We start from the raw sequence: 24,938 nt of genomic DNA, 5'->3' as shown, positions 1-24,938 counted from the left end.
AAAATGCATTACACTTTTTCTTTTACTAAATCTTTCGGACCAAAAGTTGCAGTCGGTTCCCACCATAATGGGATTTGAATACTTTCATCCGTTAATTTTCCTTTCCCATTCGCTACATCTTTTGCAGTTTCATAACCTGCTTGTGCATGTCGCACAACGCCAATACCTGAATCCACTGTCATTGCTACTTCTAAGCGCATATCCGATTCCTCTGTTCCATCAGCAATCATCGTCACACCTGTATGCACAGCCTCTCCCATTGAATAGTTAGCTTGAAGCGCAATTAAGTCACACATACCAACTGCATTTAATAAACCATTTAATACTGGCCAGTCAGAAATTAAATCTCCGCCATCCTTCATATTTTCAGATTCAAATGTTGGATTGACAATGGAACCAGAGTCTAAATTATCGCGGGAGAAGGCAACTGGGCCACTTAACTCCCCTCGTCTAATCATATCGTTAACTTCCAATGCGAACTTTTTACGCTGTCCAAAGCCCATATAACAAATTCGAGCAGGTAATGCTTCTATCGGAATATGCTCCTTCGCAAGCTTAATCCAGCGCGTAACAAGGAAATCATCACTAAACTTCTCTAAAATCATATCGTCAATTTTGCGTAAATCCTCTGCCTCGCCTGACATGCAAATCCAACGGAAAGGCCCACGCCCCTCACAGAATAATGGACGGATATATTCTGCTACAAATCCTGGCAAACGCTTTGCCTCCTTCTCATCAAATCCAGCATCAATGCACTCTTTACGAATACTTGTGCCATATTCAAACGAATGTACACCTTTATCTAATAAAGCTATTAATGCCTTCAGCTCGCGAATCATCGTATGGCGTGCTTTTTCTAAGTATGCAAGACGATCTTTTTCACGTAGCGCGTCAGCCTCTTCGACACTGTAACCAGCTGGTAAATAGGCAATCGGGTCATGGGCAGGTGTCATGGAAGTTGCTATATCAGGTAAAAAGCCAATTTCTAATGTTTTTTCGAAAATATCTGCTGCATTCCCTACTACTGCTATACCAAGCGCTTCGCCAGCAGCCGCTTTCGTTTTTGCTAGTTCAATCGCCTCTTCTAAAGAATCTACAACAATGTCAATAAAGCCCTTTTCAATGCGACGATTAATAATATCAATATTGGAATCACATAAAATAGCGACACCTCCGTGCATTGTCATCGCACGTGTCTGGTTGCCACCCATACCTCCTGCACCAGCAGTCAATAAAATTTTCCCAACAAGTGAGTCGTTATAATGCAATCGTGCAATTGCCGAAAGCGTTTCAAATGTACCTTGAATAACGCCTTGTGTACCGATATATTCCCAAGGTGCCGCTGTATAATTGGCATACATCGTTAAGTTCTTTTCTTGTAAATCATAAAATGTTGGCCAATCTGCTTTCATAATATTTGTCGTTGCCATAACAACAGTTGGTGCATATTTATGTGTTTTAAAAACAGCAACTGGCATCCCCGACTGTACAACAAGCGTTTCATCATCTTCTAAATTTTTTAAGGAATCTACAATGGCATGGTAGGACTCCCAGTTACGAGCTGCCTTCCCAATCCCCCCGTAAATCACGAGCTCTTCAGGTTTTTCGGCATTTTCCATATTATTTTCTAGCATTCTTAAAATAACTTCTTGGCGCCATCCTTTGCATCGTAATGTATTTCCTCGCTGAGCCTTTACTGAATATAAAATTTCTGGTTTTGTCATTGAAAATTCCTCCTTTTTTGTGACTACACACTTTAATAATGCAAATAGTGTGCCAACTTTCCAAAACACTCAAAAAAATTTTAAAAATGTGAAATACATGCTGTTTCTCAAATGATGTACATTCACATTCAATCGTCGTTATTGTCACGAAATGGAAAGTGTATGCAGATATATTTTGCACCTTTTAATATTCTGTATATTGTTTTTATTCAGAAAATAATTGTGATACGATAAAGAGCAAAGCAGATAAATTTTGCATGCAAAATAACGAGAGAAAGTAGGTTTTTGTATGAACAACGAATTGCAGCGTTACACAGCTTTTTTAGGCGCGAATATCATTGCAGTAGACAAATCATTCAAGGTGAAATGGTGGCATTTCAATGAAAGTATCTCGTTAAATATCCAAGTTGATATGCCAATAGATTTCTTCGCTGCCATTGACGTGACAAGCTTGCATCAACCGCAACAATTGCAAATACAAGACCAGCTTCTATCTTTCACAATAGAGCCTTTTTATTTTCCAGAGCAATTGTATATTGTATCTGTAGAAAACTTAGTAGATTTCCAGCATTCCTTACAAAATAAAGTTTTTGTGCTAGAGGAAATTATAGAGCATTTAGATGAAGGGATTATTGTGAGCAATGAAGACGGGGACATTATTTATTACAATGAGGCACTCGCTAAAATGGAGGAGCATAAAAAAGAGGACATGCTTGGCAAGAAGCTGTGGGATGCGTATAACTATCAAGATCGTAGACTATCAGAGCATAATCATATTTTAAAAACAGCTAAACCCATTTATACGAAATATAGAGCACATGCCTATTCAGAAAATGAACCTAAATTTGTAGGTTACAGTTCGTTCCCTATTCAAAAGGATAATAAAACCATTGGTGTTTTTTCAATTACCCATACGGAAAAAAGCTTACGAAATCAATTACAACAAACATTGGATTCCAAACGTGAGACAATGGAAGTACCTGAAGAAGTCAAACGGAATAATGGAACGATTTACACATTTCAAGATATCAAAGGGAACAGTCACGAGCTCCTTCAAACAATATCTGAAGCGAAAAATATTGCTAATTATAATACGGATACATTAATAGTTGGGGAAACTGGCACAGGTAAAGAATTGTTTGCCCAAAGCATGCATAATTTAAGCCCTCGTGTAACAAAGCCCTTCGTTGCCATAAACTGTGCTGCCATCCCTGCTACATTGTTAGAGAGCACGCTCTTTGGCTCGGTTAAAGGGGCTTTTACTGGTGCTACCAACCAAGAAGGTCTTTTTGAATATGCCAAAGATGGCACTCTTTTTCTAGATGAAATTAATTCATTACCAATGGAGCTTCAACCAAAATTAATGCGTGTCCTGCAAGAACGTGCTGTTCGACGAGTGGGCAGTAATACACTTATTCCTATTGAATGTACGGTGTTTAGTGCATCCAATGAAGATCCAGAGCTACTAACTGCTGGTGAGCGAATGCGGCTTGACTTATTTTATCGTATAGCCCATTCAAGTATATATATCCCCCCGTTACGTGAGAGACCAGAGGATATCCTTTTCTTTATTCAGCATTTTTTACATAAAAATGTGCTGAAATATATGAAGGCAAATATCACGATTAAGCCTGACCTTTATCAAATTCTTGTTGCTTACGATTGGCCTGGCAATGTACGTGAACTGGAGCACTTAATTGAAAACCTTGTAATTCAAGCGAGCTCTGACAGCGATATTACAGAAGATATGCTGCCACGTTATTTAAAAAATAAAATTTCAATAAAAGCGGCCCCATCTAAAAAACGCCCTTTCAAAGCACTTATGCATACAAATGAAGAACAGTATATACGAAAAGTGCTACAACAGTGTGATGGAAATATATCAGCTGCTGCGAAACAATTAAATATTTCCCGACAATCGTTGCAATATCATATGAAAAAACTCGCGATTCAAAAAGAAGAGCTTATATAAAACGTCCAGGACAAAAAAGAAAAAGTGTTAGATTGACTGCCATCAATCTAACACTTTTTACGTGCAAACTAAATTGTTTGAGTGCCTGGCACCGAGCTAGTAAACCTTTGGCAAGACATTGCCGTATTTCCGATGCCACAGTTTACTTTAGTAACATATAAGTCCAACGACTACCCCCAATACTACTAATAGGTAAGGTGACCAGGCTCGTTTCATGGTCAGCCATATAAATAAGGCTGCTAAAAGAAAATCTAATCCACTTTGTATTGATTGCGTCACAATGGGATGAATAAAAGCGCTAGCTAAAATACCAACAACCGCAGCACTTGCTCCGACCATTGCACCTTTCAATGCTGTATGACCGTGCAGAGAAAGCCAAAAGGGCATTGCTCCAATGATTAAAAGAAATGACGGTAGAAATATGCCCACTGTCGCTACCACTGCTCCTGGTAATCCAGCAATGACCATACCAATATAGGAGGCAAACGTAAATAATGGACCAGGCACTGCCTGCGCAAGACTATACCCTGCTATAAAGTCTGTAGAACTCATTAAGCCACTTTGTACAAATTGTGTTTCTAGCAATGGCAACACTACATGCCCACCACCAAATACTAAAGCTCCTGCTAGATAACACTTTTCTAATATCATAAGCCATTCGGATTTAAAAAGTGTATTTGCTATCGGTAAAGCCACCAGTAGTATGACATAGAATGCGAGAAACAATCCACCTGTCGCTTTAGAGATGGGCATAGTTTTATTTACAGTATCAGTATTTAATTTTGTTTGCTTAAAAAGGCGAGATCCTGTTAAACAAGCTAATGCTATGACAATTACTTGTGCAAACGGATTGTCCCATAATAGAACAGTTAAAAGCGATAATATGGCGATCATCAAGTGTAAAATACTTGGTATTAATTTTTTGGACATATCCCAAATTGCTTGTGCAACGATGGCGACAGCAACTATTTTCAAGCCATGAATCCAGCCCATGTCCATCGTTGTATGCTTGTAAAAATAGGCAAATAGCGTTAACAGCAACACAGAGGGTAATGTAAACCCAAGAAAAGAAACTAAACTTCCTATAAGTCCTCCACGTAGGACACCAATACCCATTCCGACCTGACTTGATGCAGGACCTGGAAGAAAGTGACTTAGTGCTACTAAATTACTATATTCTTTATCCGTGAGCCATTCTCTCTTTTGCACATATTCATTTTGAAAAAAACCTAAATGGGCGGTTGGTCCTCCAAAGGAAGTACAGCCTAGCTTAAAGGAAGTAAGAAATATTTCTAACAGCTTTGGCAATTAGTTCAACTACTTTCCATGTTATATACAAACATATTACATGGAGAATACTTTATTATTATTAAAAAATTGTAAAAATTAATTAGTTGCGTGTAAAATTTATTTTACACGAATTTTGATAGCTGACCCCAGCTCAATATCCCCTGTCGTTACAGGGATTAGCTTATACGTTTTATCTGTTAAATAACGAGCATCGAAGCGAATTCCCCACTTTGTATGCGCTTCATTTAATGTATATGATGAGTCGTGACGCCATGTTTTTCCTGACTCTGTTAAAATTTTAAAGTCAATGGATTCATTCAATGTTTCCTTTGATTCAAAATAAACCGTAGTCGAAATAGGTGTAGAAACAACTTTATCTACATTAATTTCTTGGCCGTCATTAAGCTGAATTGTTTTATTAACCTCGATTACTTTTCGGTCCTCTTGTAATTGTTTTTGGGAAGCTTCAATTTCAAATGCCCACGGATTATCGATTGGTTGTTCCCAATTCCAATCATTATAAAGAATTTTTAGTTGTAGTATTTCATCTTTCGGTAAATCACGCATCTTCACACTGCTATAAATTGTATAGGTTGATGCTGACTGTGCAATGGTCTGTCCCCCATTTCGAACCATATAATCTTGACCATTTACTAGTATTTGCGGAAAGAAAAATATTTGATAGTTAAAATTCATGCCTTTTGCTGGTTCAAATGTTGCATTTAGTAATAATTGATTATCATCAATCATCACTTCATTTAAGGTCAATTGACCAAAATCATTTTTGGTTGTTGTACCTACAAGTGTTTTATAGGCCGAAAAATCCGACTCATCATGTTTATTAAAAATTGAGGAGACGAACAGAGCACTTGCCAAAAGTACACTGGCACCTACTAAAACACTTACTACAATAATCACCCATCTTTTACGTCTTCCACTTTTCCCAAAATAGTCGACTTCATGTACATGTGGCTCAACTGGCAATTAAACACCCCCGAGTTCAAAATCTTTCGACGTTAACTCTTTATGATTCATTGTAATAACGAGTTATGCATTATATAACCAACAACCCGCATAACAAAAAATGTGGTGTGTTATTCCACTAGTCAAAATCTCATCTCTAATTATATAAAATAAGCAAAAAGAACCATAAAGAAAACCGTAATTTATTATGCTATTTTTTTATAGCTAAAAGTATCTATTTAACAATTAATTATATCAAGAAAATATTAATGGATCTTTTTTTCAGGACCTTCGTTGCATTAAATAGTAATAAAAGTAAAAAAACGACGTAAACATCTGTCTACAAATCATTCTTTAAATATAATGAAAATATTTTCTAATAATTTTAAATAATAGAAATTTAATATCCTACTCAAATATGAATATATTTTCCATAAGAATATGTTATTATGACTTTAGTAAATTGTACTATTATTATCTAAATAATGGTGAAATATGAACTAATAAAGGATGATGAAAATGAAGAAAATCCAACAACTATTTCAAAGTGAAGATGGGAACAGCTTACAAAGGGAAAACTTTTTATCTCTAATAGAGCAAATTGTAACTTCATTAGATCAATTAAAAGATCCAAAGAAAACAACACTAGGACCTATACAAGAACGTTCTGCTACTTTCTATAAAGATCTTATGCAAGAAAACCAAGTTCCTACATCAGGCGTTGGACTTGATCAGGTCGTTCAAGACTTAACACAATTAATGCAAGGTCATCCTTATCATACACGCAACTTTGTCACAAACGTTTTACCAATGGCTAGTATCCCTGGTGTATTGGGACAATTTACGAATGCCTTACTTAATGGCAACAATTTGTGGGATGTATATGGACCTGCAGCAGCAGAATGCGAAGTAAAAGTTATCGCAATGATGTCAAAATTAGTTGGTTATGATTTCACAGAAAGTTTTGGTTATACAACTTGGGGTGGACAAGGAGCGGTATTTAGTGGTTTACGTCTTGCCATTGCGAAACAATTCCCTCACGCTAAAGAGGAAGGTGTTCCAAATAATTTATATTGCTTCGCTTCAGAAAACGCCCACTATAGCTTATTAAAGTCTATTGAAGCAGTCGGTATTGGTAGTAACCACTTAGTACGTGTAAAAGCAGGTAAAGACCAATCGATGGACGTAGAAGATTTAAGAAAACGCATGACAGAAGTAATTGAAAATGGTGGTATTCCTGTTTACATCGTAGCGACTACAGGTGCTACAGATCAATTTGCAATCGATGATGTGCAGGCAATTAAGGAAGTTGCAACAACACTTGAACAAAAATATGATTTAAAACAAATACATATCCATGCTGACTCTGCTTTAGGCGGTTTTTACGCATTTTTCAATGACTACGACTTTAAAGCAAACACACTACAATTCGAGGAAGATGTATTGAAAGGCTTACAACAAATTCGCCAACGTATGCAACATCTCGCAATTGCGGATAGTCTATGTTTTGATTTCCAAAAGCTTGGTCAAACACCGTATTTAACAAGTCTATTCTTAATAAAAGAAGGAAAAAGTTTACAACTATTAGATATTGACGACTTTGATACACCATATGTAGGCAATAGAGGCTACGGTTCATATCATACTGGTTATACATTAGAATGTTCTCGTATGGGTAGCTCAATTGCTATTTATGCTGCATTACAGGCATTTGGTAAAGAAGGTTATCAACAAATATTAGCTAACTATGTTCGTGTAAATTTAGCATTCCGTACACAATTAGCTGATCAATTACCAATGTTACAAGTAGTAAATGACGCAAATATCGGACCAGTAACAGCCTATAGACTATATCCAAAAGGCTTTGACTGGGCAAATGAACAAGCTGGAAATTATACACAAGATCAAATCGAGTACATTAATGGTTTAAATGCTTCATTCTTTGAAATTTTAGGTGAAGGACGAGATGAAGTATTTTTCGGTGATACGACACGTGTCTGCACTGTTAACGCAAGTGATACAAAGCAACAAGTTCCAGTAGCAGCAGCTAAATTCTTTTCTATCTCACCTTACACTGAGACAGAACATATTAGTGCTATGATTCAATTCCTACAACAAAAAGTTGTATTATTGGAGGATTTACAAGTTGAGTATATTAAGTAAATTTAAAAGTTCTTTACTCTATAAATATATTGCAAGTTTAACAATTCCAATCGTAATTATTTCAATAATATTTAGTTTCATGTTATTTCTCGTTTCTAATAAAATCATTGATAATTTTGTTATAAAGGAATTTGAATCATCATTAGAGGTGATTTCTAGCAATATTTTCGAGGATATCGATAAAAATAAAGTAAAAGCAGCAGATAACGGTATTAAAACTCAATATGAAAAAATAATGAAACAATTAAATGGTACAACAAAAAAGTTTGATATTGAAAATGCCTATATACTATCCCGCGCTAATGGTAAGGAGCATATCGTTGCATTAAGTAATACGGATAGTTATCAGGAAGACTACGTTTTTGATCCAAAAATGCATGCGGCTTTAGATACTGGGCGGACGCAAATAAGTGAGATCTATGAAGACGAATACGGTATTCATAAATCGATTTTTATTCCATTCAACAATACAGATATTCTTTTTGGGTTAGATATGGATGCTTCATTTATATCTGAACTTCAAACACAAATTATTTGGGTTAGCATCATCATGACAATTATTTTTGCACTATTTGGTGTCATTGTTGCTTATTTCATCAGTAAAGGCATAATTAAACCAATTAAAAACATGACAAGTTATGTGGATAAGGTTGCAAAGGGTGATTTAGCTGTTGACCCATTACCAATCAAAGGTACAAATGAAATCGCTCAGCTTTCAGATGGCATTCAAAACATGACGGCTGATTTACGGACGCTCATTCAGCAAATTGCAGAAAATGCTGAACAAGTGGCTGCCATGTCAGAAGAATTAACTGCCAGCTCCGAACAAACGAGCGCATCTATTCAACAAATTACATCTTCTATGCAGGAAGTAGCTGCAGGCTCAGAAAGACAAACATCATCTATTGAAGAGGTAGAAGGTCATATTACAATGATTTCGACGAAGATGACAGATGTTGTAGATAGTGTCAATGATGTCACAACAAAGGCGTTTAGCGCATCCACTATTGCCGAAAAGGGCAATACTACAATCCAAAGTGCTACAGAAAAAATGGCAATCACATCTGAGGCCATTCACCATACTGCGGATGTTGTAAAACGTTTAAGCACTTATACAAATGAGATTGGTGATATCGTTTCACTTATAAATGAAATTACAGACCAAACCAATTTACTTGCTTTAAATGCCTCTATTGAAGCAGCGCGTGCGGGCGAACATGGTAAAGGCTTCGCAGTTGTAGCTGAAGAGGTACGTAAATTAGCTGATCAATCACTTACAGCAACGAATAGTATTCGAACACGTATTGAAACGATCAAAGAAGAATCTGCTCAAGCAGTGAAATCAATGGCGATTAGCAGTAATAACCTTGCTGAAAGTTCTACTACTTTTAACGCATCTGGAGAAGCCTTTGGCGATATCTATGCACATATAACAGAACTTACACAAGAAATGAACCAGGTTAACAGCATCATTACGAACATGAATGAAGGAGTTAGCAATATTGCTAATTCAGTTGAGCAAGTTGGAATTGTAGCTGTTCAAGCATCTGGAAACATTCAAAATGTCGCAGCTGCTTCCGAAGAACAGTCTGCTAGCATCGAAGAGATTACCGCTTCTTCAAATAATTTAGCGGAAATGGCTCAACAACTACGAAATATTATCCAGAAATTTAATCTATGAGTGCCATCTTTGCGTGCCAGGCACCGAAACAATTAAGAATTCTTCCATACGAAGTCTGTGGTAGATTGCCAATGGCTTAAAAAACAAAGGATAGCTGACGTTACGAACGCCAGCTATCCTTTTTGTTCCTCTATTAAATTAAACTTTTGACTACTTTTGAAATAACGGCACCTTCCGCTTGACCATTTAACAAAGGTTTTGCAATTTTCATTGCGTCTCCCATATTCATGCCTTTAGTAACACCAGCGGCTACTAATTTTTCAGCAATTTCTTCTTCAGTTAATTGTTTAGGAAGGAATGATTTTAATAGTACTAATTTTGCTTCCTCTTTTTCAATTAAATCCGCGCGACCAGCATTTTGCGCACCTTCTAATGCCTGATTCGTCTGCTTTACTTCACGATTAATAATGGCAATCTCTTCAGCTTGTGATAGGGGTTCACCCTTTTCCTTCTCAGCTAAATCTAGTGCCGATTTAACAAGTGTAAGTACGCCTTTTGCCAAGACATCCTTTTCCTTCATAGCCTTTTTTAGTTGATCAAATACTTCTGTTTTTAACATCAAGCTCACTCCTCAAATATGCATCACTAATTGTCAATGATTATTGCACATAGTGATGGCAGAAACAATTTATTTTGCTTTCTTTAATTTTAACACATCTGCCTTTGTTTCTAATATTTCTATAGTTAACACTTCCATCTTAGCATCTACTTTATCTATTATTTCACTAAGATTTTTTTCAACCGTCTCCATTTTATTCTCTAGCTTAGTTTCAAGAGAATCCAATCTTGATTCAACTTTCTCTAATCTAATTTCAAGTGAGTCTATTCGTGTTTCAACTGACTCTAATCTTGTTTCAAGCGAATCTAGTCTTGTTTCAACTTTCCCTAATCTTATTTCAAGTGAGTCCAATCTTGTTTCAACTAAATCGATCTTCTCTTTTAATCCTTTTTCTACCTCTTCAATTTTCTCTTCTAATCCTTTTTCTACCTCTTCGATTTTCTTTTCTAATCCTTTTTCTACCTCTTCAATTTTCTCTTCTAATCCTTTTTCTACCTCTTCGATTTTCTCTTCTAATCTTTTTTCTACCGCTTCGATTTTCTCTTCTAATCTTTTTTCTACCGCTTCGATCTTCTCTTCTAATCTTTTTTCTACTGCTTCAATTTTCTCTACTAATCTTTTTTCTACTGCTACAATTTGCTGTTGAATCTCTGTTTTCACGCCTTGTACTTGTGTAGAAAGCTCCAAAATTGCTTGAAGAATTGCATTTTGATTGATCTCAGGATTCATTGTCAACTTCCTTTCTTTAAATTAATCTATTAAGTCAATCTTTATGTTCACTTTTAATGTTATTAATCTATGAGAGTCTTACGAGCTCTTCCATACCAATTTTATCTACCATTTTTAATGAAGTCAAAACATCAAAAATTTCAATTTGTCAAGAAATCGTCTAGTAATTTTACTTCATAAAAACGCATGGCTTTTATATCACCTTTATATGAAAAAACACCTTCCTTAATTAAACAACGTAACCGATATTCTATCCATTCGTCTCCTGTATATTCCTGCATATGTCCAATCACTTCACCAATTAATCGTGCTGCCTTCTTATATTCCACCTTGCCATCTTCTTGATACATACGCTTTGCACATTCAACAATATAATCATCATCTCGTTTTTCGTTACTGCTGGTTAATAGCTTATCACAAGCCCATGTTCGAATAATATGGACATCGTCTAATAATAAACGTTTCCCTTCATCAACCAATTGTTGCCTTTGTACGTTATTTAATGGCTCTATCCCCTGCTCATAAAAATTAACAAGCGTTTCCCCATTTAATTCACCCGTTGATCTTGGATAGTTATCTTGCGCTAAGTGCGGGTTTATTTTCTTTTTATGAAAAGCAGTGAATGTGTCAATTACACGCACTGTATTTAACTTACCATCTAGCATAGCTAGCACAAGACGTAACCCTGTTTGCTCATGTGCATTTTGACAAGTCCAAATAACAATGTTCTGATGCGGTAAAATATTGTTTATTTTTTCAACTGCAGCTAACATAAGCTGTCTATAATGCGTAATTCCATCATCTTCAGTTGTGTATCGATTCTTAAACCACGCAAATCTGGCTTCAATACCTGATGTTTTATGTAAGTCATTAATAGGACCAATAGATAGATTATGTGGCAACACAATGATATCTTCTGTCTTTTGATAGTCTGTATTTCTAAATGCAGCTTTTAAACTTCCTCCTGGTGATTCGCCAAATAGGATATGTACCGTTTGTGCATTCGTATTATTTTTTTCCTCTGATACTTGTAATATAACTTGTTGAATATCCTCACTTGATTTGCCATTTAATAAGGAAAAGAAAAGCATTGACTTCGCTTCGGCTTCGCTAAGTTTTTTAATTGCCTCTTTCAATCGAATAGAATCCTCGAGCATTTCCATTTCTCCTTTCGATAAGTTTATCTCCGTGCGTTAAGCCAATAGACAAAACCAATTATTGCACCGCCAATGATATTACCTAGTGTGACGGGAACTAAATTTGCCACTGCACCTCCAATGGACACTAGATCATCATGTGGAACAAAGAGCGCTAGGCAAAAAAGTGTCATATTGGCAATGCTATGCTCAAAACCTGATGTAATAAAGGGGAAAATACAACAGAAAATCATCGCTAATTTTGCTATTTCTGATTTTAATTTATAGGTACTCCAGACAGCTAAGCAAACAAGAAGATTACATAAAATACCACGACATAGCAAAGCGACAAAGCCTGCATTCATTTTGGACGTTGCCACTTTCTCGATATACGTCGCGGTATCACCTACTGCAAGCCCTGCATAGAAGAACAGCACTGCCCCAACTAAAGAGCCAATAAAATTACCTATATAGCTAAATAACCAAATACCGACCATTGCAAAAGGGGTGGATTTTTTCTCTAAAGTACTTACAGATAATACGAAGTTATCCCCAGTAAATAAATTTGCACCAGCCATCATGACCATGCTAAGTGCCACACCAAATGCTAATCCTTGAACAACTTTCATACTTGGTACACCAACAGGATCATATAAGCCTCCAATAGTAACAATCAACAAAATACCAAAGCCAATAAAGAGTCCTCCAGCTATCGCTTGCAATAAATAGTTAATAGGCCTTTTCTTCATCATCGTAACTTTCATGCTAGCTGTCGAACAAACAATGGCAATGGTTTCTTTCATCATGCTCACCTCCGAATAAACATTACCTATAAATATCATATCGTATTTCGTAGTTCCCCCATATTATGAATGTGAAAATTTTTGAACAACCTTGGTACTATACGCTAGTTAATTTCATAAAAAAGAAGGACAGCATTCTATCCTTCTTTTTTCTCAGCAACGGCTCACATATTATTCAAAAAACAACATCATTCCTGGAGCATCTGCATCCCTTTCAGAAAATCCAAGTTTTTGATAAAAAGGTTGTTTACCCTTAGCACATGATAATTGAATCCACTTTATATTTTTAAGTTTACAATGTGCGAATAGAGCTTCCATAATAGTTGTACCAATGCCATTTCGTTGATACTCAGGATGTACCATTACGTCGCAAATAAATGTTTGATAAATACCATCAGAAATAATTCGACCATAGCCGATTAATGTTTGCTCATCATAAATTGAAATACTATACCAGCTACGACAAATGGCTTGAAATAATTGTTCGTACGTATATAGCCCTTTCGCATTCCAGCCAGTAGTCTGATGTAATGCTTGATAATCTTCAAAGGTAGGATTCGTTTCACTTATTATGTACACCTTGGCTATTCCCCCCGCACTATTTTGAATAAATATACAATAAAGAGATTTATTATTCAATACAATTTCGGAAAATAGCAATACAATTTTTATAGGTGTGAAATAGCAAATTCTCCATTTACGCTTACACATAGTTGTAGATGATCATCGACTCTAATTTCAATCGGGCTGACAATTGCTTTTTTAGTAGAGAAATACCACATACGTTCACTCGGACCGATTAATAGATGGACACCATCCTCGTAATTCCCCATAAAAGTAAGCGCATCTGTACGTATTTCTTCATCTTTAAGGGGCGTGATACCATATTCCTTTAAACGTTCTGCGACAGTAAGGATCGCATCAGTCGTTAAATTTATTTCCGCAATATTTAATACATGTTGAATTGAAAATGCATTGGTACTCACTTTTGGGTTTATCCCCTGTCTAGCAATAAACTCAATTATATTGTCCTCTGGATCGTAAAAATAGCATGCGTATGCATCTAAAAATTCAAAATAGACCTCATCTTGTTCATCTGCGCGTAATATTTCTACACGTTCTTGCACCCATTTTTTCGCTTGTTGAAATAAATTACTTGGTATATTGAACGCAAAATGATATTGCTTGTCGATAGTAGAGTCTATTCTTTCAAATAGGATATTGCTTTCCCCAGCTGCTATTTCAAAAAAATGCTCTGCTTGTTCTAATAATTCAAATCCTAATTTGTCACAGTAAAATTCCTTCATTTTATGTAAATCATGCACGTTAAGTTTCACTTCCGAAATCTTCATTTTCCAAACATCCCCTTTGTATTTACTACCATTTACTGTACTAAATAAATACATGGTGAACCTCATGCAAAAGAATGAACATTTTGGAAAATAGGACACGTCTTATAGCTTCATGCCCTATAGCGGTATACGATCTCCTTTACTATTCGGTTGAGAGATTACTAAAAATTCTACATCTTCCTGTGAATCATTGCGCATTTGATGCGGCGTAAGCGCTGGCACTTCAATTCCCTCATTCGCCTGTAATGTAATCCTTTCTCCGTCTATATCCATTGTTGCCGTACCCGAAAGTACAAAAAAGAATTGTTGTGCTTGATGATGATAATGACAAACTTCCGCTGTATTGGCTGGCATCCTTTCGTGAATAACACTCAATTCATTATTTTTAACTAAATGCCAACCATCACACGCATTTCCCCAATTATAATGTTCTGCATGTTCTTTACTAATTTTCAACTACAACACCCTTTCAATTTTACCTTTTTGGATGGCACTATCATTTCATAAAAAAAGTCACGCGCATCATACGTGACATACCGATCATTTAACTTTAATTTTTTCGACTGAAGCAATATAAATCGTTTCTTCATGCATTTTAATGTATTGATCCTTCGATTCTTTAATGTATCCATCATTTTTCAAATACTCTTTTAGCTCAGATTTTTTCTCAAAAACTTTATCTTGATTCATTTCTTCACCTTCTGAATCATCTGATCTCTTTGAAATGTTCATCATATAAAACTTCGTCACATTTTGCTCCTCCATTATAGTAGATTCGATTATCAAGGGACTATTTCCATACTTTATCTAATTGATTTGCATAGAAATTAATTGCGTTTTTATAACTAAGTATTTCAGCGTCTGTTGTCGTTTCTGCTAGGCATTGAAGTAAGAGTTCCATTGCTTCGTTATGTTTTTTTAGATTATATAAAGTCATTGCATAAAACACTTGTAATGCATGATTCGTTGGAAATAATTGCATCCCTTCTAAAAAAACTTTTTCGGATTTTTCATAGTGCCCTAATGTTCTATACGTACTGCCAAGTCCCAAAAATGCTCCTTCTAAAGCTGTTCCAGATAACCCTTGTTTGATGGCCTTTTCATAGTAAGGAACGGCTTGTAATTCTTGTCCTAACACATCAAAACTCCAAGCACATTGGTAGTTAATGTATGCATCTTCTGGATATTCCTCTACCAACTGTAAAAGTAACTGATTTGATTCTTGCTTCTTATTAACTTTTCGTAATTCAAGCGCTCTTTCTAGTTGTTTTTCGTACAATGTAATTGCTCCTTTTTCTTGATAGAGGACTATTTTTTAAATCCAGGGTTAATCCCTTCTTTCCGAATTTTCGACGACGGAACAAATTTCCTATTCTTTTATCATCATACACGATATGTAAATTCGACAGTTACTATTTTCCCCACTATTTTGTATGATGCTTGAGATTTATATTAGCAATAAAAAATGACCAGGTTCACATTTTTGTGCTGGTCCTTGGTCATTTTTTTATTGATTTGAACATATAATCTTCTTCTTTTTTTCGATGCCAATAATTAATTATGATTCAAATGGTTATTTTTAATTTTGTTGTCTTTTTACTTTTTTTATGTGATAAACAACCCCAAAAATAAAATTAACTATAAAAAGAAAATTTAACGGATTGAAAAGACCTGTTTATTTCGCTGCCTATTGCCAACTGTAAAAAGCTCCATAAAATCCAAACGACAATTTGACTTAGAATCATTGGTATGCTGAACCAATCACCCAATTCCATCTATCATCATCCCATTAATCAAAATAGAATGTATCTGCACTTGTCATGTCTACTTATTTAGACTCTTGTTTTAACTTTTTGTATTCTCTGTAGTTCAAAGGTATCGAAATAATCACTAACAAAGCCGCGATAAGATTAATAATGGTTTTGGTATTTGAAGATATAGATAAATACGATGCAATACAGCTTATACTGACAGGTACTATCACTAAATAATAGTATGGTAATAATTTCATATTAACTAGCCCCCTTCAGAGAGAATCTATCTTCTTCAATGCTTGTAGATAGGTTATCTCTCGACTATTAATAGATTTTAGTAGCGCTATAATACTATCATTGGTCAAATCTTTATTTTTCGAAAATGCATAATCCTTTAATAGTGCGATATAACCTGAAATTAAGGCTGTTGCCTGTGAGGTACCACTTGTTTTAATTATTGCTCTATCGGTATTGATTGTTGATATCTCGTGACCAGGAGCGTTAATCGTCGTTCTTTGAGGACCGCTTGTTAAATCAAGTACATTTCCAGAAGCATCAATTGCTCCAACTGAAATAACTTCATCCAAAATTGCAGGATACATCAATTCAGTATTTCCATAATCTCCTGAGGATGCTACTACAGTATAAATCTGCTCTAAATCCTCTATTTGTATTTCCATTATGATATTCTACTCGATTAGCTAATTGGTTAGTCCATAAAGCAGTAATACCATTAATAGTTCCAGGAATTATACCAAGTTTGCCAAAAACGACACTAGCAAGTGCGAGACCAGTTGATACAGCCTGCTGCATCTCTTAAATCATAAACCCATTGCCTAGCAGCTGAAGTACTCATATAACGTCGTTTGCCCCACCAAAAAGTTTCATCGTAAGTAGATCCGCCCTGAATATAAAAGTTTTTATCGGTCGAATCAATCATGGCACCGTTGTCTAAAACTTTTAATTCACCTTTTTCAATTTTTATTTAGTATTAGTTCACCCTATTAATGAAATGTAAAATCTAAATTTTCATTTGTGGTGTCAATTTGAAAAAACTATCTTTTAACTTATTAATACCAACATCAAATAGCTATAGCTAAACAACCTCGAATTTAATAATAATTTATCATTGAAAACATTTCTCAATCAATAGTAATATCAATTTATTTTTTATAAAATTCAGGCACTTTTGTAATAAAAATTTTAGTATTATGTAAAAAATATTTTATATTAATTCTTCCCTTATATTTTTTCTACAAGAACAAATAAAAAAACCACCCAAAATGGAGTGGCCTTTACCCTAATTTATTTAACTATTAAGCCTCTTTCTTGACGTGACCGCCCAATAATCCATTGAGCTATCATGAGATTCGGTACCCAACATAACCATGAAATAATCGGATAGCTTATTATAAAATTTTCAAATCCGAATAATACTGTAAAGACTAATAGCCAAATTCTCAATGTTACAGCAGCAAAAGTCAACGAATAATTGCGTATCATCCATTGTTGATGATCATAAATTTTTTGTTCTTTAATTTTAACAAGTGCTTGATAACCAGTGATCATCCATAATATAGATAATGCGCTAAAACCGAGCTGCGATATGGTTCCACCCGTAGCATAAATGGCTAAATAAAGACCTGCAATACTACCAAATAAAATACCAATCATATAGATTTTTCCTAAAATACGATGCCGCTTTATATTGTTTTCTCTAAACTTTGAGAATAATGTAAAGGGGCCAATAACTAATGCCAGTATACTAAATATAATATGGATATACAGCATCGTATACCAAAGCGAATCTAAAGTATCTATAAACATAAGTTTCAAGCTAACAAACCCTGCTTGATGGGCATCCAATATTAAATATTGAACAATGGAATAACAAGCTATACCAATAGCTAAGAAACTAACAAGAAGCCAAGTTTTTTTATTCATTGTGCGGTCCCCTAAAATTTATTTTAGAAATACGTTCCTCAGTCCTTAATGTAGCATTAAATTTTAGAGGATTTGTTTTTCTCATGATAAGTGGTAAAAAAATTGGCATAAGAGGTACTTAATTATGAATATCAGCCAGTGAAGCTTGTAGTTGACTAAATCTTGTTTAAGATATTCCCCTACAAATCATCAATAAATTTCCATCTGGATCTTTAATTACAAAATAAAAATTGTCCTCAATCTCCGTCACAAGTTCAACATCATTTTCTTTCATAAATTGATAAGAAGCTTGGATATCATTTGTTAGTAACTGAATAAAGGGAGCTTGATAGGTTGAAATATCCCCATCTTCCTTTCTCCACTTAGGCATTGTATCTAACATCAAACCTGCCGTTCCCATCATTGGTGCTGTGTATAAATGCCCGAAACATATTTCTCCCCCTTCTAATCCGAGTATTTTACTGTACCATTCTCTTGCTTTTTCTAGATCACGTACTGGAACAAATACACCGCCTATTTGGTTTTTAATCGGTGTTTTATTTATTGGTATGGTCACAATAACTTGCCTCCCGTCATTTTTTTACTATAAGATAACCATTTCTATATTTACTTATATTATCCTTTTTTGTTCAAAAAATTAAATTAGATAAAATTGCTGCGAGCTTTCAAATAACTATTAAAAAATTTTTTTACTTATATAAACTGAATAACAAAAGCCCAGACTCGCAATTACTCGGGAGCCTGGGCTATTTAACTTTTTTTATTGGCGCTAAAATTATAGAGGTTACTGAATTACTTCTTCGTCCATCTTCAGCACCGCTTATAACGCTTTTTCTCGCTTACCATTGATTGTCCATTTTTGATTCATTAAGCACTTCTTTTTCACTTATAGGCGCTAGGGAAACATCTTTATTTAGTTCTTTATCATCATTATTCTGGATTTCTTCAGCAACTTGTTCTTGAACCGTTTGTATTCGATTCTCTACATCCGAAAGTTTTTCATATTTACTATCAATAAAAATACCTCGGTCGGCATCCATCTCTAATTCACTGGAAAGGCGATTTTGCTCACGTCCTAATGAATTCTTTGTCAACTCAAGTGTTTTCATTTGTTCTAGTGAAACAGATTTTTCTAAAAGATTTTCCATTGAGTTGGATGGCTTTTCGCTTTTCAAATCCTGTTCATTTTGGTTTGTCGTTTTCTTTTGCTCATCCGTTTGCTGTTCAGCTATTTGCGCATCTATATCAGCTATTTGCTTTTCAAAATCTTTTAGTTGTTCCTTAATAGATGATAAGTCGCCTCCGCTTTCCAACGTACGTTCACTCAGATCACTTTTCATCTTTTGAATATTCTCACGTTGTTTCATTAAACTTTCGATAAGACTCGTTTTAGCTTGCTGCCCTTTAAACAAATTACGAGCTTGTTGTCCAATTGTTAATGTATCTTTATGTACTATAAGATTTTGCTGAACCAATTTAGGCTTAATTGCTGATCCATTTGACAACTTCATGAAATTAGAAGAATTTACTTCATTCGTAAGTTTCATATTACATCACCTCTTGTTTATATATCGACCATTTATTGGCATTTTAAAGTGAAGAATCGTTAACTCTTCGCTATGGCTCTTTCATTGCAAATTAAAAAACCAGCTCCGCTATAGTTGTAAGTATGAAGTCGAAATAAACAAGGATATTTTATTGAGATAAGTTAAATAATATCTTTAGGAGGTGTTGAAATGAAAAGGGATAAGAAAGATACAGAATTTGCAACAGACGAGCCAACAAAACAATCAAATATTAAAAAACCTAATGAGCGTGTCGGACATACTGAAACTGCTCGCCCACAAAATCAAGAAGACCTTATAATTAATGAGAAGAAAAGTAAATCAACCTCATTATAATATAAGATTAATTAGGTTTTATTTATTTTGACCACCCATATTTGAAGTGAACCCAAAAAGTTAGACATTTTATACTTTTGTAAGTAAAGTAATTGTCTAGTGTAATCTTAACCATATTAAACGCACCTCAATTGTTAGATTGTGTCTAACAATTGAGGTGCAGTTCATTTCGGAGTCATTTTTTATTGTTTATTCAACTAAGTAAGTCCTGTCCTTTTATTTTTAATTAATCATAATCATTCTCTTCTTCAATTTTTCGAACTACACCTGTCTTTGCATTTACTTCTACTTCATAAATCTTATTTTGAGCAGTTAAAATGAATATTTCATACACTAAAGTGCCGTTTTCCATATCCATACCATAATGAATGATCTGGCCAGGTACTCTTTGCACAGCAATCTGCATTGCCTGTTGGGGAGTAATTCTCTGATTATATGAAGGCATTACCATATTTTATCCTCCTCTTTTTGCATACATGCTCCTATAGTATGCAAAAGCAAGGAAAACTGTTATCACTTATCATTTACTACCTCTCTGCTGAATTGGTGACATATAAACCGATAAATGGTCAGTTATACCATTTTATAAATCCTGAAATAATACCGTCCTTAACAGCGTGCGCAATAAAGCTTTTGTTTCAGTTCTCATAACTGGTTCAAATCAATACCTCTCATAAGGCTCATCTCCTATTTTTGAATAAGAAAAGCCCTCCACAGAAATGTGAAAGGCTTAACTCAGATATATTTATTCGTTAGTTACCATTGAACCCTAAAAAAATACGTTACAAACTCTTACCATTACTGAATTACTTCGAATCATCTATCTTCTGTACAGCCATGAACCCTTCCTGTAGAAACATTGTATTCAACCGACAATCCTATGATATATAACGGTTTGTCGGTTGTTTTTTATTTAATTTTATCTAGTTGTATATAGGTTTTATCTTCGCTTATTTACTATCATTAGTGGGGATATGATGGGAAAAATAACAAAATTGCCACCCATCACAGAGTGGTCTTATTATTGTTTATTCAGCTAAGACCAAGACATTGACAAACATTGTATATCAACAACCATATAAATAGCCCCCTTATCAATTAAATAAGAGAGCTATATATAATTCATAATATATCACTTATCTCCAACTGACTTTAATAATTTTATTGGAAAATAGCTAACTAACGAATCCGATTCATTCCTTACATATAGATAACCATTAATTTCTATACCTAGCGATGAAAAAACGCTTCCCTTTAAATACATTCTGTTATCATCAGCTCGAACGTATCCCTCTATTGGACTAAGTTGCGCTCGCGTATCCGCTGTTAACTCATAATGCACGCCTTCTTTTCTTTTTATCGTTTCTGCTATTTTAATATCTGTCCCTTGATATCCCATACATATTTCTCCATCTGCATCCATGAAACAATAAGAAAGGAATTGTTCGTCATTTGAGAAAGAAATCTTGGCCGCTTGTCCATTGAGCTTTTCATCTTTATTAAAATATTTTCCGTAACTCTTAAAGTATCCAATTTGGTCACGATTAATATAAATATAAGTTGGATTGTTATAGAAAGATGAACGAATTTTTATTGGTACTTCTTTGAAAATTACCAAATCCGTTGCTTGTACGCGATATTGCCCCATCTGGTAAAATATTTTGCCATCATATTTTTCAATATCATACGTTCTAAAGAAGTTATTTGACTTAACCACTAACGAATCAAACGTACCATCTGAATTTTTCTTGTATACCTTGATGTCTTTTTTAAAGGTCATTTTTCCTGTTTGCTCTTTTACAACCTCTGCTCCATCATACATTACTTTTGCTTCTGATTTTGTTGGATTTACTACTGCGATTACAAATGCTGTTAGTAACACAATAAGTATTTTTTTCATTATTCTCCTCCTACTCAGTTTTAAAAAAATAATCTCTCAGTATTATATACTAGTAATCTAATATTCTAGCAACGAATGTTAAAAATCCAACAAAAGTAGAGTGTTTTTCCATTACATTATTTCATCCATCTACCATTCTACCCAATTCTCTAAAATAAATGGTTTATTACTAATTTGATTGTGAAAGGCTATCTCTTTCCTTTAGCCAGTTATAGAAAGGATGCATGAATATGTTGAGCTCAAATTAGAGCCCAATACGTATTATAATTACGAGTCGACGATTAGAATTCACATAATACCTCATTTGGGTAAGTATAAAGTGAAATCATTGACTCCCCATGTATTGCAACAGTTTATTAATCTAAAATCGCGTGAGGGTTACGCTCGTCAAACTTTGAGCATTATCGTGGGTATCCTTAGTAAGTCCTTAAATCATGCTGTATATCCGTATAAATACATCAAATAAAAACCAAATGCATTATGTGGAATTAATGAGAGACAAAAATAGAAAACCTACTCGTGAAGAGTTAAAAATCCAATCGAAAGAAAACTTAAGAGGCATTAATAGCACAATAAATGAAGATCATCCTTTTTATCTACCATTTCATATTGGCTTGCATTGTGGATTACGTGTTGGAGAAGTTTGTGGTCTTGAATGGAAACATATAAATTTCGAAGAAATGACACTGGAAGTTGAGCAACAACTGGTTGGTATTAAAGATGAAAACGGAAAAATTCAATGGCAACCTAGACCTCCTAAATCAAAGGCTGGTTATCGTACGATTCCTTTTGGTAATGCAGAAGTGCAAAAAGAAAGTGGTGAACATTGTACACCAAGTGTAATCAAATATAACACTAGAAAAATTAAATATTACTTTTAATTATCATTCTCTACGCCCTACACATGCTACGACTTTAATCGAGAATGGTACTCCTGTTAAAACTGTACAAAAAAGATTAGGACATAGTCGAGCTGCCGTAACAGAAGATCGCTATGTCCACCTCACTGAGAAAATGGCCAGAGATGCCACGAACATCTTTGATTCATTTGCTCAAGATATATAAAATTACTAACATATTTTTTTATGGTGGGGAATTGGTGGGGAGCCCCACCATTTAACCCTATAATAATTTATCAAAATACGTTACAAACTCTTACTACTACTGAATTACTTCGAATCATCCATCTTCAGTACAGCCATGAACGCTTCTTGTGGTACTTCGACGGAGCCGACTTGTTTCATACGTTTTTTACCTTCTTTTTGTTTATCAAGAAGTTTACGTTTACGGGAAATATCTCCGCCGTAACATTTCGCTAATACGTTTTTACGCATCGCTTTAATTGTTGAACGCGCGACAATTTTTTGTCCAACTGCGGCTTGAATCGGTACTTCGAATTGTTGACGTGGAATTAATTCTTTTAGTTTTTCTACGATAATTTTGCCACGTTCATAAGCGAAGTCGCGGTGAACGATAAAGCTTAGTGCATCGACTTGCTCAGCATTTAGTAGGATATCCATCTTCACTAGTTTTGAAGGCTGGTAACCGATTAGCTCATAGTCAAATGATGCATAGCCTTTTGTATTTGATTTTAAATAATCGAAAAAGTCATAGACAATTTCAGCTAATGGCATTTCATAAATAATGCTGACACGTGATGTATCAATATAGTCCATTGTCATGAAATTACCACGTTTCATTTGGCAAAGTTCCATAACCGCCCCAACGTAATCATTCGGTACCATAATCGTTGCTTTCACATATGGCTCTTCAACACGATCGATCTTTTGTGGGTCAGGCATAAATGATGGGTTGTCGACTTTAATGGACGTACCATCTGTCATATGCACTTCGTAAATAACAGATGGTGCTGTTGTAATTAAATCGATGTTAAATTCACGTTCAATACGTTCTTGAATGATTTCCATATGAAGAAGTCCTAAGAAACCACAACGGAAACCGAAACCTAACGCTTGTGACGTTTCAGGCTCATACTGCAATGCTGAGTCATTTAACTCTAATTTTTCTAAGGCATCACGTAAGTCATTATACTTAGCTGTATCGATTGGATATAATCCACAGTACACCATTGGATTTAAACGACGATAACCCGCTAATGGCTCAGCTGCTGGGCGACTCGCAAATGTTACAGTATCCCCTACGCGCGTATCACCTACATTTTTAATTGACGCTGTTAAGTAACCAACATCACCAACCGTTAATTCACTTTGCGGTACACTTTTCGGAGTATGTACGCCGACTTCAATAACATCAAATTCTGCGCCTGTCGCCATCATGCGAATTTTATCACCTGGTTTAACAGTACCATTCATAATACGAATAGAGATAATAACACCTTTATAGGCATCGTATACAGAGTCAAAAATAAGTGCTTGTAACGGTGCCTCTGGATCACCTGTTGGTGCAGGAACCTTTTCAACAATTTGCTCTAAAATATCTTCAATTCCAATACCAGCTTTTGCAGACGCTAATACCGCTTCAGATGCATCTAAACCAATGACATCTTCAACTTCTTGACGAACACGCTCTGGATCTGCCGCAGGTAAGTCAATTTTATTGATAACTGGTAGTATTTCAAGGTCGTTATCAAGTGCTAGGTAAACGTTAGCCAGCGTTTGCGCTTCAATGCCTTGTGCTGCATCCACAACTAAAATAGCGCCCTCACAAGCAGCTAAACTACGTGATACTTCATATGTGAAATCGACATGTCCAGGTGTGTCGATTAAATGGAATGTATACACTTCGCCATCTTTAGCTTCATATTTTAATTGGACTGCATTTAACTTAATTGTTATGCCTCGCTCACGCTCTAAATCCATTGAGTCGAGTAGCTGTGCTTTCATTTCACGGGATGTCAGTGATTTCGTTTGCTCTAAAATACGGTCAGCAAGCGTTGATTTCCCGTGGTCAATATGTGCAATAATAGAGAAATTTCGAATATTCTCTTGTCTTTTTAATCGTGCTTCTCGGTTCATCTCTTCCACTCCTAATTAAACTATAATGAATTATACTATGAACCATATACAAACCACAACATTAGAACGGC

At 35.1% G+C, this 24,938-nt stretch carries 26 protein-coding genes; 7 read left to right on the top strand and 19 right to left on the bottom strand.

The features are described from left to right. Positions 1-8 precede the first annotated feature (8 nt). Complete coding sequence (locus JNUCC52_RS21260) at positions 9-1,724, bottom strand: N-tau-methylurocanate hydratase (RefSeq protein WP_337980761.1); 1,716 nt, start codon at positions 1,722-1,724, stop codon at positions 9-11. A 289-nt stretch (positions 1,725-2,013) separates the two neighbouring features. On the opposite strand from JNUCC52_RS21260, the gene JNUCC52_RS21255 reads away from it, so the two are divergent. After that, a complete protein-coding gene (locus JNUCC52_RS21255) occupies positions 2,014-3,696 on the top strand; it encodes a sigma-54 interaction domain-containing protein (RefSeq protein WP_172772105.1) in 1,683 nt (560 codons plus the stop codon). Between the two features lie 147 nt (positions 3,697-3,843). Here the strand turns inward: JNUCC52_RS21255 and chrA are convergent, their stop codons facing one another. Both chrA and JNUCC52_RS21245 read right to left on the bottom strand, forming a co-directional pair. Beyond that, the gene (gene chrA, locus JNUCC52_RS21250) at positions 3,844-5,004 is read right to left on the bottom strand and encodes a chromate efflux transporter (RefSeq protein WP_337980760.1); all 1,161 of its coding nucleotides are present in this window, start codon (positions 5,002-5,004) and stop codon (positions 3,844-3,846) included. A gap of 99 nt (positions 5,005-5,103) precedes the next feature. Then, positions 5,104-5,970, bottom strand: coding sequence for a DUF4179 domain-containing protein (locus tag JNUCC52_RS21245; protein ID WP_172772107.1), 867 nt, complete (start codon positions 5,968-5,970; stop codon positions 5,104-5,106). A gap of 498 nt (positions 5,971-6,468) precedes the next feature. Between JNUCC52_RS21245 and JNUCC52_RS21240 the strand changes: the two genes are divergently transcribed. After that, positions 6,469-8,112, top strand: coding sequence for a pyridoxal phosphate-dependent decarboxylase family protein (locus JNUCC52_RS21240; protein ID WP_337980759.1), 1,644 nt, complete (start codon positions 6,469-6,471; stop codon positions 8,110-8,112). Then, complete coding sequence (locus tag JNUCC52_RS21235) at positions 8,096-9,793, top strand: methyl-accepting chemotaxis protein (protein WP_172772109.1); 1,698 nt, start codon at positions 8,096-8,098, stop codon at positions 9,791-9,793. Before JNUCC52_RS21240 ends, JNUCC52_RS21235 begins: the two co-directional genes overlap by 17 nt. A 133-nt stretch (positions 9,794-9,926) precedes the next feature. Here the strand turns inward: JNUCC52_RS21235 and JNUCC52_RS21230 are convergent, their stop codons facing one another. From JNUCC52_RS21230 to JNUCC52_RS21170, 13 genes are all read right to left on the bottom strand, one after another. Beyond that, entirely contained in the window at positions 9,927-10,352 is a 426-nt protein-coding gene (locus tag JNUCC52_RS21230) for a GatB/YqeY domain-containing protein (RefSeq protein WP_172772110.1), read from the bottom strand. 69 nt (positions 10,353-10,421) lie between these two features. Next, a complete protein-coding gene (locus tag JNUCC52_RS21225) occupies positions 10,422-11,081 on the bottom strand; it encodes a hypothetical protein (RefSeq protein ID WP_337980758.1) in 660 nt (219 codons plus the stop codon). Positions 11,082-11,221: 140 nt separating this feature from the next. Further along, positions 11,222-12,238 (bottom strand): DUF1835 domain-containing protein, encoded by a 1,017-nt coding sequence (locus JNUCC52_RS21220; protein WP_337980757.1) that lies wholly within the window; start codon positions 12,236-12,238, stop codon positions 11,222-11,224. Positions 12,239-12,261: 23 nt separating this feature from the next. Continuing rightward, the gene (locus JNUCC52_RS21215; protein ID WP_337980756.1) at positions 12,262-13,023 is read right to left on the bottom strand and encodes a formate/nitrite transporter family protein; all 762 of its coding nucleotides are present in this window, start codon (positions 13,021-13,023) and stop codon (positions 12,262-12,264) included. Between the two features lie 168 nt (positions 13,024-13,191). Beyond that, positions 13,192-13,599, bottom strand: coding sequence for a GNAT family N-acetyltransferase (locus JNUCC52_RS21210; protein ID WP_337980755.1), 408 nt, complete (start codon positions 13,597-13,599; stop codon positions 13,192-13,194). Between the two features lie 89 nt (positions 13,600-13,688). Beyond that, the gene (locus JNUCC52_RS21205; RefSeq protein ID WP_337980754.1) at positions 13,689-14,426 is read right to left on the bottom strand and encodes a VOC family protein; all 738 of its coding nucleotides are present in this window, start codon (positions 14,424-14,426) and stop codon (positions 13,689-13,691) included. Between the two features lie 63 nt (positions 14,427-14,489). Next, positions 14,490-14,828 (bottom strand): cupin domain-containing protein, encoded by a 339-nt coding sequence (locus tag JNUCC52_RS21200; RefSeq protein WP_337980753.1) that lies wholly within the window; start codon positions 14,826-14,828, stop codon positions 14,490-14,492. An 84-nt stretch (positions 14,829-14,912) separates the two neighbouring features. Beyond that, positions 14,913-15,122 carry a hypothetical protein gene (locus tag JNUCC52_RS21195; RefSeq protein ID WP_337980752.1) on the bottom strand — a complete coding sequence of 70 codons (210 nt, stop codon included), beginning with the start codon at positions 15,120-15,122 and terminating at the stop codon, positions 14,913-14,915. A gap of 40 nt (positions 15,123-15,162) precedes the next feature. Then, entirely contained in the window at positions 15,163-15,651 is a 489-nt protein-coding gene (locus tag JNUCC52_RS21190) for a tetratricopeptide repeat protein (protein ID WP_337980751.1), read from the bottom strand. 747 nt (positions 15,652-16,398) lie between these two features. Continuing rightward, entirely contained in the window at positions 16,399-16,806 is a 408-nt protein-coding gene (locus JNUCC52_RS21185; protein ID WP_337980750.1) for a S8 family serine peptidase, read from the bottom strand. A 625-nt stretch (positions 16,807-17,431) separates the two neighbouring features. Then, a complete protein-coding gene (locus JNUCC52_RS21180; RefSeq protein WP_337980749.1) occupies positions 17,432-18,070 on the bottom strand; it encodes a DUF2306 domain-containing protein in 639 nt (212 codons plus the stop codon). A 166-nt stretch (positions 18,071-18,236) separates the two neighbouring features. Beyond that, positions 18,237-18,626 carry a VOC family protein gene (locus JNUCC52_RS21175; protein ID WP_337980748.1) on the bottom strand — a complete coding sequence of 130 codons (390 nt, stop codon included), beginning with the start codon at positions 18,624-18,626 and terminating at the stop codon, positions 18,237-18,239. A gap of 283 nt (positions 18,627-18,909) precedes the next feature. Further along, positions 18,910-19,617, bottom strand: a complete 708-nt coding sequence (locus JNUCC52_RS21170; RefSeq protein WP_337980747.1) for a hypothetical protein — start codon at positions 19,615-19,617, stop codon at positions 18,910-18,912. A 189-nt stretch (positions 19,618-19,806) separates the two neighbouring features. Between JNUCC52_RS21170 and JNUCC52_RS21165 the strand changes: the two genes are divergently transcribed. Continuing rightward, positions 19,807-19,971, top strand: a complete 165-nt coding sequence (locus tag JNUCC52_RS21165; RefSeq protein WP_172772122.1) for a hypothetical protein — start codon at positions 19,807-19,809, stop codon at positions 19,969-19,971. A 226-nt stretch (positions 19,972-20,197) separates the two neighbouring features. Here the strand turns inward: JNUCC52_RS21165 and JNUCC52_RS21160 are convergent, their stop codons facing one another. Continuing rightward, entirely contained in the window at positions 20,198-20,422 is a 225-nt protein-coding gene (locus JNUCC52_RS21160; RefSeq protein WP_139859978.1) for a PepSY domain-containing protein, read from the bottom strand. A gap of 681 nt (positions 20,423-21,103) precedes the next feature. After that, positions 21,104-21,871: a hypothetical protein gene (locus JNUCC52_RS21155; protein ID WP_139859976.1), complete on the bottom strand. Its 768-nt coding sequence runs from the start codon at positions 21,869-21,871 to the stop codon at positions 21,104-21,106. A gap of 220 nt (positions 21,872-22,091) precedes the next feature. Between JNUCC52_RS21155 and JNUCC52_RS23215 the strand changes: the two genes are divergently transcribed. Genes JNUCC52_RS23215 through JNUCC52_RS23210 form a run of 3 tightly spaced genes read left to right on the top strand, consistent with a single transcriptional unit; the run spans position 22,092 to position 22,936 of the window. Then, on the top strand, positions 22,092-22,337 hold the full coding sequence (locus tag JNUCC52_RS23215; protein ID WP_443136903.1) for an N-terminal phage integrase SAM-like domain-containing protein: 246 nt from the start codon (positions 22,092-22,094) through the stop codon (positions 22,335-22,337). 25 nt (positions 22,338-22,362) lie between these two features. After that, on the top strand, positions 22,363-22,752 hold the full coding sequence (locus JNUCC52_RS21150) for a site-specific integrase (RefSeq protein WP_337980746.1): 390 nt from the start codon (positions 22,363-22,365) through the stop codon (positions 22,750-22,752). Further along, entirely contained in the window at positions 22,721-22,936 is a 216-nt protein-coding gene (locus JNUCC52_RS23210) for a tyrosine-type recombinase/integrase (protein ID WP_443136928.1), read from the top strand. The genes JNUCC52_RS21150 and JNUCC52_RS23210 overlap by 32 nt, the downstream gene beginning before the upstream one ends. A 104-nt stretch (positions 22,937-23,040) precedes the next feature. On the opposite strand, the gene lepA is transcribed toward JNUCC52_RS23210, so the two are convergent. Next, the gene (gene lepA, locus JNUCC52_RS21145) at positions 23,041-24,867 is read right to left on the bottom strand and encodes a translation elongation factor 4 (protein ID WP_172772124.1); all 1,827 of its coding nucleotides are present in this window, start codon (positions 24,865-24,867) and stop codon (positions 23,041-23,043) included. Between the last annotated feature and the right edge of the window lie 71 nt (positions 24,868-24,938).

Source organism: Lysinibacillus sp. JNUCC-52, from assembly GCF_015999545.1.
GTDB lineage: Bacteria > Bacillota > Bacilli > Bacillales_A > Planococcaceae > Lysinibacillus.
The sequence above is the reverse complement of the archived record's forward strand: the minus strand, read 5'-3'. Positions and strand labels throughout refer to the sequence as shown.

Excerpts from the sequence above, each read along its gene's own strand:
- JNUCC52_RS21260 (WP_337980761.1), bottom strand. The coding sequence starts at position 1,724 with ATGACAAAACCAGAAATTTTATATTCAGTAAAGGCTCAGCGAGGAAAT.
- JNUCC52_RS21255 (WP_172772105.1), top strand. The coding sequence starts at position 2,014 with ATGAACAACGAATTGCAGCGTTACACAGCTTTTTTAGGCGCGAATATC.
- JNUCC52_RS21240 (WP_337980759.1), top strand. The coding sequence starts at position 6,469 with ATGAAGAAAATCCAACAACTATTTCAAAGTGAAGATGGGAACAGCTTA.
- JNUCC52_RS21230 (WP_172772110.1), bottom strand. The coding sequence starts at position 10,352 with ATGTTAAAAACAGAAGTATTTGATCAACTAAAAAAGGCTATGAAGGAA.
- JNUCC52_RS21225 (WP_337980758.1), bottom strand. The coding sequence starts at position 11,081 with ATGAATCCTGAGATCAATCAAAATGCAATTCTTCAAGCAATTTTGGAG.
- JNUCC52_RS21220 (WP_337980757.1), bottom strand. The coding sequence starts at position 12,238 with ATGCTCGAGGATTCTATTCGATTGAAAGAGGCAATTAAAAAACTTAGC.
- JNUCC52_RS21215 (WP_337980756.1), bottom strand. The coding sequence starts at position 13,023 with ATGATGAAAGAAACCATTGCCATTGTTTGTTCGACAGCTAGCATGAAA.
- JNUCC52_RS21205 (WP_337980754.1), bottom strand. The coding sequence starts at position 14,426 with ATGTATTTATTTAGTACAGTAAATGGTAGTAAATACAAAGGGGATGTT.
- JNUCC52_RS21185 (WP_337980750.1), bottom strand. The coding sequence starts at position 16,806 with ATGGAAATACAAATAGAGGATTTAGAGCAGATTTATACTGTAGTAGCA.
- JNUCC52_RS21180 (WP_337980749.1), bottom strand. The coding sequence starts at position 18,070 with ATGAATAAAAAAACTTGGCTTCTTGTTAGTTTCTTAGCTATTGGTATA.
- JNUCC52_RS21170 (WP_337980747.1), bottom strand. The coding sequence starts at position 19,617 with ATGAAACTTACGAATGAAGTAAATTCTTCTAATTTCATGAAGTTGTCA.
- JNUCC52_RS21165 (WP_172772122.1), top strand. The coding sequence starts at position 19,807 with ATGAAAAGGGATAAGAAAGATACAGAATTTGCAACAGACGAGCCAACA.
- JNUCC52_RS21160 (WP_139859978.1), bottom strand. The coding sequence starts at position 20,422 with ATGGTAATGCCTTCATATAATCAGAGAATTACTCCCCAACAGGCAATG.
- JNUCC52_RS21155 (WP_139859976.1), bottom strand. The coding sequence starts at position 21,871 with ATGAAAAAAATACTTATTGTGTTACTAACAGCATTTGTAATCGCAGTA.
- JNUCC52_RS23215 (WP_443136903.1), top strand. The coding sequence starts at position 22,092 with ATGCATGAATATGTTGAGCTCAAATTAGAGCCCAATACGTATTATAAT.
- JNUCC52_RS21150 (WP_337980746.1), top strand. The coding sequence starts at position 22,363 with ATGAGAGACAAAAATAGAAAACCTACTCGTGAAGAGTTAAAAATCCAA.
- lepA (WP_172772124.1), bottom strand. The coding sequence starts at position 24,867 with ATGAACCGAGAAGCACGATTAAAAAGACAAGAGAATATTCGAAATTTC.